Genomic DNA, 6,883 nt, shown 5'->3' on the forward strand with positions numbered 1-6,883 from the left:
CCGCTAAGGTCAAGCGAATCACCGTGCCAGCATGGTTAGAGCGTTGCTGTGCCAGGTCGCGTTGACCACGATCACCGACACTGAAAAACACATGGCCTTGGTTGTCAAAGGCGATGCGACTGCCGAAATGAATGTTGCGGTTGGATTCGGACTGTGTCACCAATAAATCTTCCCAATCCACCAAGGTGTCGCCGTCGATTTTGGCGCGCGCTAGGGTGGTGACTGCGCTCTGGTCGGTCGGTTTGCTGTAGGTAAAATACAGCCAGCCGGTTTCGGCAAAATCCGGCGAAGGTTGCACATCCAATAGACCGCCCTGCCCAAAGTCATACACCCGCGGCACGCCTTTTAATGGCATGACCGCTCCCGACGACACGGTGAGCAGGTGCGCTTCGCCATCCCGTTGGGTGAGAATCATGCGATCATCGTCCACAAATGCCATGCCCCAAGGAATGCCGAGATCGCTGGCGACTTCGGTGACTTCGAAACCGTTGGTTTCAGTCAGATTGGCCTGACTGACGAAACTGAAATGAAGGGGTAAAACGGCAATTAATATAACGGCGAGTCGTCGCATGAGTGAGGCTCTTTTGAATAATAACAATGACCAGAGCGGGTCATTTGTTCATTTGATTAAAGGTTGCATCCAGTTGGTGGTGCACTTTCTTAAAAGCATCAAGCACCTTAGGGTCAAAATGGCTTGGGTCGGTGCGGCCATCACCTTCGGTGAGAATCCGGTAAGCTTTTTCGTGGCTGAACCCGGGTTTGTATACGCGCTCCTGTCGTAAGGCATCGTATACATCGGCGATGCTGACAATGCGTGCAGCTATGGGGATGGCACTTCCTTTTAAGCCGAAAGGATAGCCTGATCCATCGTAACGTTCGTGATGATACAGTGCGATCTCATACGCCATTTTCATTAGGGGGGATTTGCCTAGAATTTTTCCGCCGAACTCAGGGTGAGCCTTGATGTGGTTCATTTCTTCCGGCGTTAACTTGCCGGGTTTTTTCAGGACATGCGGATCAATGTGTATTTTTCCGACATCGTGCATCATCGCCACCAAACGAATTTCATTGCAGAACCCATCGTCCATTTCAAGTGCTTTCGCGAGGAGATAGCTGTATTCATTTAAGCGCAGTATATGGTCGCCTGTGTCTTCGTCGTTGGCTTCGGCGGCACGTGCCAATGCATCCAGTGTGTACTTGAATTGCGCGAAGATTTCCTGGCTTTCCAGTGATATCCGGTTTAACGACTCGGAAATAATGGCAATGCTTTTTAAGATATAGCTGGCGGTTTCTTGAACCTGGGTGTGTTTGTAGAAGCCGATAACGGAGGTGTAGCCGCTTTTGTAGGCGACATAGCCTTGAATAGGATAAATCACGGAGCGGACTTTGGGGTTGAATTGCGCTTGGAAGGCGTCTAAAGACATTTCGTCCGCTTGCCAGGTTTGCACATAAAGTGCGTCCTTACCTTTTGAAATGGCGTAACTGGGTCCCGTTTTCTCCAGTTCGAACGGTGGATAGGGGAGTGTCAGCCCTTGTTCGGTTTGTTGGAAAATTTGCCCGGTCACTCTGTCTGAATCTGGGTGATCCAGCGTACAGAAAATGGCATCGGGCAGTTGTAAATCCATGGGGTTTTCACTGGCGTAGATATGAGAAAGCATTTGTTGAACAGAATCGAAAAAGTTGAAGTTTAGCGGGTCATAGTCGCCGAGTGCCGATTCTTGAAAATCGGTTAATTCCGTTAATTTTAATAAAGCGTTCTGCAGGTTTTTTTGCAGTTGTCGTTGTTCTGAAATATTTCGGGCTGAAATAAACCATTCATGTTGAACTGTTTGTTTGAGCCGAAAGTGCAGGGTGGTTTCTTTAAACTCGGCCTCGGTTTCGTACAGCGCCTTGTTTGACGCTTCTGAAACAGGGGGGTGCAAGGCGGCTACTATTGGGCGTAGCCACTGTTCCAGGTCGTTTTTGGAAAGATGATGCTGGCGGCAAAACTGTTTTCCGGCCGGGTTGATGTAGGCCAGTTCTAAGTTGGGTGACAGCCTCAAAACGATGTCTGGGTTCATTTCCGGAAATTGAGACATGACGCTTTGAATTTTTTGTTTTGTCAAGCGTCGAGATAAAGTCATCATGGTGAAGGGGACAAGATAGGGGATGAGCATAACAATGGTAAACAGGAGGGGGTTGCTTTGCCACAGATGCAGTTTAGCTTGCATGACTTCTTCGGTGGCCAGAACCCAGGTGGCGCCCCAAATCATGGTGTGGATCAGGGTGCCGACCAAAAAACTTGCAAAACAGGGGCGCTCCAGAATTTTATAAAGTGGATTCATTTTCCTTGTCCTTGTCATAATTCTCTGAGGGGGGCATAAGCATGGCGAGCAAGTCGGCTTTCAGGCTAGGCAGATGATCTGGATCGAACTTGGCGTAACCGCGTAGGCCGTAAATGTGTGCGAGCATGGCGGCGGCCACGCGACTGGCATCTTGGCTGAAAAAATGCACTTTTTCGGATTGTGCCTGTTCGATCACCATCTGTAAACGGTGTTTAACCCTTGAAAATTGCGCGCGTATTTGTTCAAGCTGCTGAGTGTCTTCCGCAGGGGTTTCAAAGAGTGCATTGACCATAAAGCACCCTTGGGGTGTCTGAAGACAGAAATCGATAAAAAAATCATAAAATTCAACGATTGTCTTTTGAGCGGGCTGAGACTTTTTCAACACGTCGTCAATCGCCTGTAACATACCCTGAAAGTAATGCGCCAGCGTGGTTTGATAAAAAGTGCGCTTATTGCCGAATGCCCCATAGAGACTTCCGGGTTTCAGTCCGGTTGCTTCGATGAGGTCACTCATGGCCGTTGCCTGAAAACCGCGATGCCAGAAAAGATTCATGCCTTGTTCAATGACTTGGGTTTCATCGTATTTTTTAGGTCTTGCCATCATTTTCTCTAGTTGGATTAAGGCGCTCGCTTGTCAACATGAGCATGATGCCAATGTTGACAGCGTTTGCGGTTAATAATTAATTCAATAGTGTACCCTTTGTTGAACAGTCGTTCAAATTATGTTAGATTTTGATTGTTCGTTCAAAAACGATGTCGTATTTTGGTGTGTTGCTTGAGGTTACAGACTAAGAGGGGCGTCAGTCATTATGGGCGGTCATCTTACTTTAAGAGGGAAACATAACGGATGAAAACAACGCGTACCTTATTTGTCGCCACCGCGGTGGGCGGAAGCTTGGCAATCGGTTTGGCAAACGTCTTTTGGGACTGGACTCTTTATTTATGGATAGTGTGGAGTATTTATCTTTTGATGGGGATAACGGATATGCTTCAAAAAAAACACACGATTTTAAGGCTTTATCCGGTACTGGGGCGTCTTCGCTATTTTTTTGAGGCCATTCGCCCAGAGATGCAGCAGTATTTTGTAGAAGACGACACCAACGGGATGCCTGTGAGTCGGGAGTTTCGCTCTTTGATATACCAGAGAGCAAAAGGGGTCAGAGACACCCGCCCATTTGGAACGATTTTTGACACCTATCGTGTGGGTTATGAATGGACCGATCACTCCATGAACCCGAAGCCAATGCCCAAGCAGCAGACGCGTGAGAAAATCGGCGCTTTGCGCTGTGAACAGCCTTATGAGGCATCGCGTTTCAATATTTCGGCGATGAGCTATGGGGCTTTGAGTAAACATGCTATCCGGGCTTTGAATCGAGGAGCCAAATTGGGGCGGTTTTATCACAATACCGGGGAAGGAGGTTTGAGTCCTTACCATCTGGAAGAAGGCGGGGACCTGGTCTGGCAGATTGGCACCGGCTATTTTTCCTGCCGAACGCCGGAAGGCGAGTTTGACTCCGAATCCTTCGCGCGCAAAGCGCAGCATCCGGCAGTCAAAATGATTGAAATCAAACTCTCGCAAGGGGCGAAACCGGCCCATGGCGGCATTCTGCCTGCGGCCAAAGTCACGCCGGAAATCGCGGAAATCCGGGAAGTGCCGCTGGCCAAAGACATACTGTCTCCTCCGGCGCACACAGCGTTCCGCAATCCGACCGAATTGCTGCAATTTGTCACGCGCTTGCGCGAACTGTCCGGCAGCAAGCCGGTGGGGATCAAGCTCAGTATAGGGAAAGAGGCGGAGTTCTTGAGCCTGTGCAAAGCCATGTTGGCGACGGGACTGATGCCGGATTTTATTACAGTGGACGGTGCTGAAGGCGGTACCGGCGCGGCTCCGATTGAGTTTACCAATTCGGTGGGCACGCCTTTGCGTGATGCCTTGCATTTTGTGCATTCGGCTCTGATCGGCTGTGGTCTGCGTGATCAGGTGCATGTGATCGCTTCGGGCAAAGCCTTTTCCGCGTTCCATGTGTTTCGTTTGCTGGCGTTGGGCGCCGATCTGGTCAACTCGGCACGCGGGATGATGTTTGCTCTGGGTTGCATACAATCGCGCCAGTGCCATTCCGATACCTGTCCGACTGGCGTGGCCACGCAAGATCCAAAACGATACAAGCACTTAGACATAAGCGACAAAGCCAAACGGGTGGCCAATTATCAGGTCTCGGTGATTCATCATCTGATGGAACTGGTGGCGGCCACGGGTTTACATTGTCCCAGTCAGATTCAGCCTAGTCAGATAAAGCGGCGGGTCAGCCCGACTCAGGTCTGTACTTATGAAACCATTTACCCCTTGCTGGAAAACGGTCAGTTGCTGGACGCATCCCGCCGACCGGATGAATGGGCACAGTGGTGGCAACAGGCCAACCCCAAAGACTGGCCGGAGAGTTAATCTGTGATTCCCTTTGAGCCGGAGAGCACTTTTATGGCGCAGTAGGGTTTCTGGAAGACCCTTCGGCTCCGCTCAGGGTGACAGGGATTTGTCATCCCGACGGAAGCAGTAGCGCTTTTATGGGGTTGTGAGGTCTTTGCAAGGCCCTTCGGTTTCGTTCAAGGGATTGTTACCAGGCCTGGTTAAAAACCAATCTGGTTTCTATGCGGTGCCTGATTGCAGGGTTTCGCTGTGCTCAATCGGGTGGGGGTTTCTTGTGGGTGTGGCCACCAGCCACTGGTTTTCCAGCCATTGCGGGATCAGGGTGGCCGCGGCTTCGAGCACTTGATCGGCACTGAGACCGGATTGGGTGTCCGGTTGATCCGCCTGTTTTTTCATTATGTCTTCGACCACGCCTTCAATCACTTCGGAAACCGGTTTTTCGGCCCCGGCAAAACGGCGCATCAGCGCAAACACCGGCGCCGTGATTTCGGCAAAATGCACCTGATCGTCGGCGTCACGAGACACCAGCAACCAGGTCTCGGCCGGTTGGATGGTTTTCGGGTCGGCATCGGCCGCAATCCGGTGAACCGGCCAGTCATAACGCAACGGCCACACCAGTGGCGACAATTGCAGGACCGGGTCCTGATCGATTCGGACGCGGCTGAAAGGCGACGGCTCAAAGGGTTCGATCGACACCGCCAATTCCACCCATTCGTAATGCGCCAGCGCCGGCAGAAACGGAAATCCGCTTTTCTCTTCCCCAACCTCGGGTTCGGTTTGCAGAAATCTCAGCCACTCCTGCCCCAGCTGGTGAAAATAGGGTGTGCGTGCGCCGTGGTGCTGCATAAAACGGCGCACCAGTCGTGCCCAGTGATCCGGTCCGACCAACCGTTGCATCACCGGGAACATGTTGCTCAGCAAGCTGTCGAAGTTGTTGAAAAACAGCGATTCGTAGATGGCCAGCCGTCGCGGCTCGATGGCCTCGCCGTCAACGGCCTGAGGGTCATAGCGCTTTTCGGGATCACGCAGGTGCTGGGCAAAATGCTGTTGCAGCGTCTGAAAAGAGCGGGGGTCACGGGACATGATTAACTGGCCTTTTGTTGGCGGCTGGCACGCAGTCGGTTCTGACGGGCACGGATTTGGTCGACTTCTTCCATCAGCTCCGGGAAGGGCGGAATGTTGAAGTCTCGCTCCAGCAAGGTGGGTTTCAATCCGTGGGTCTGATAGGTAAAGTCCAGCAGCTCCCAGACTTCGGCCTGAATGTCTTGGCCGTGGGTGTCCACTTTCAGGTCTTCGGCTTCGTCAAAATGCCCGGCCATGTGCAGGTACATGATGCGCTCGCCCGGCATGGCTTCAATAAAGGTCTGCGGGTCATAGCGGTGATTGGTGGCGTTGACAAAGGTGTTGTTCACATCCAGCAGCAGGCCGCAGTCGGCCTCGTCAATGACCGCGTTCACAAATTCGGCTTCGGTCATGTCGGATTGGGTCTGGGCGTAAAACGAAATGTTTTCGATGCCGATTTTCTGTTCCAGTGTGTCCTGAACCTGACGGATGCGACCGGCCACGTAATGTACTGCTTCTTCGGTAAACGGCATTGGCATCAGGTCATACAGCAGACCCTGTTCGTCGCCACAGTAGCTCAAATGTTCGGTGTAGCAGTGAATGTCATGGCTGCGGAAAAACCGTTTCAGTTGCTGAAGGTAGTCGGCATCCAATGGACGTGGCCCACCCAAATCCAGTGACAGACCATGACAGGTAAAGGGAAACCGTTCGGTCAGTCGGCGCAGACGTTTGCCATAAGCGCCGCCCAGACCAATCCAGTTTTCCGGGGCGATTTCAAAAAAATCGATGGCGGCGTCATCGGGCACGTCGTGGATGAAATCCCGCCGCAGCCCCAGGCCAACGCCATCGATCGGTTTGCGTCCGGTGTAAGCCATGCGCGCTCCTTTTTATAAAACAAACAAAAACGCCCACAATCATTGCGCATTGCGGGCGTTGTCGTTATCGCGATTTAGCGATGGAAATCAGCGACCGCCGCACTTGCCTTCGCCGCATTTTCCCTCGGCCCCTTTTTTGGCGCCGCCGCCGCACTTGCCTTCACCGCATTTGCCTTCGGCCCCTTTTTTGGCACCGC

At 52.0% G+C, this 6,883-nt stretch carries 7 protein-coding genes; 1 reads left to right on the forward strand and 6 read right to left on the reverse strand.

Translation table 11 applies throughout. The annotated features are described in order from the left end of the window. The 3 genes from ACP5D0_RS09495 to ACP5D0_RS09505 all read right to left on the reverse strand — a co-directional run. A partial coding sequence (locus ACP5D0_RS09495; protein WP_472365522.1) for a PQQ-dependent sugar dehydrogenase occupies positions 1-571 on the reverse strand: 571 nt, incomplete at its 3' end. Between the two features lie 40 nt (positions 572-611). Next, positions 612-2,324 (reverse strand): HD-GYP domain-containing protein, encoded by a 1,713-nt coding sequence (locus ACP5D0_RS09500; protein WP_472365524.1) that lies wholly within the window; start codon positions 2,322-2,324, stop codon positions 612-614. Beyond that, the gene (locus tag ACP5D0_RS09505) at positions 2,308-2,925 is read right to left on the reverse strand and encodes a TetR/AcrR family transcriptional regulator (protein ID WP_472365525.1); all 618 of its coding nucleotides are present in this window, start codon (positions 2,923-2,925) and stop codon (positions 2,308-2,310) included. Before ACP5D0_RS09505 ends, ACP5D0_RS09500 begins: the two co-directional genes overlap by 17 nt. A 246-nt stretch (positions 2,926-3,171) precedes the next feature. On the opposite strand from ACP5D0_RS09505, the gene ACP5D0_RS09510 reads away from it, so the two are divergent. Continuing rightward, entirely contained in the window at positions 3,172-4,767 is a 1,596-nt protein-coding gene (locus ACP5D0_RS09510; RefSeq protein ID WP_472365526.1) for an FMN-binding glutamate synthase family protein, read from the forward strand. A 201-nt stretch (positions 4,768-4,968) separates the two neighbouring features. Here ACP5D0_RS09510 and ACP5D0_RS09515 read toward each other — a convergent pair whose 3' ends face one another. The 3 genes from ACP5D0_RS09515 to ACP5D0_RS09525 all read right to left on the reverse strand — a co-directional run. After that, complete coding sequence (locus ACP5D0_RS09515; RefSeq protein WP_472365527.1) at positions 4,969-5,832, reverse strand: HvfC family RiPP maturation protein; 864 nt, start codon at positions 5,830-5,832, stop codon at positions 4,969-4,971. 2 nt (positions 5,833-5,834) lie between these two features. Then, entirely contained in the window at positions 5,835-6,686 is an 852-nt protein-coding gene (locus ACP5D0_RS09520; RefSeq protein ID WP_472365528.1) for an HvfB family MNIO-type RiPP peptide maturase, read from the reverse strand. Positions 6,687-6,773: 87 nt separating this feature from the next. Beyond that, positions 6,774-6,883: HvfA family oxazolone/thioamide-modified RiPP metallophore (locus tag ACP5D0_RS09525; protein ID WP_472365530.1), on the reverse strand; the 110-nt coding region annotated here is incomplete at its 5' end.

Origin of the sequence: Hydrogenovibrio sp. (assembly GCF_049975065.1) — a bacterium.
GTDB lineage: Bacteria > Pseudomonadota > Gammaproteobacteria > Thiomicrospirales > Thiomicrospiraceae > Hydrogenovibrio.

What these genes read in the sequence shown, in the direction of transcription:
- ACP5D0_RS09520 (WP_472365528.1), bottom strand. Translation starts at nt 6,686, where the DNA reads ATGGCTTACACCGGACGCAAACCGATCGATGGCGTTGGCCTGGGGCTG.
- ACP5D0_RS09510 (WP_472365526.1), top strand. Translation starts at nt 3,172, where the DNA reads ATGAAAACAACGCGTACCTTATTTGTCGCCACCGCGGTGGGCGGAAGC.
- ACP5D0_RS09500 (WP_472365524.1), bottom strand. Translation starts at nt 2,324, where the DNA reads ATGAATCCACTTTATAAAATTCTGGAGCGCCCCTGTTTTGCAAGTTTT.
- ACP5D0_RS09515 (WP_472365527.1), bottom strand. Translation starts at nt 5,832, where the DNA reads ATGTCCCGTGACCCCCGCTCTTTTCAGACGCTGCAACAGCATTTTGCC.
- ACP5D0_RS09505 (WP_472365525.1), bottom strand. Translation starts at nt 2,925, where the DNA reads ATGGCAAGACCTAAAAAATACGATGAAACCCAAGTCATTGAACAAGGC.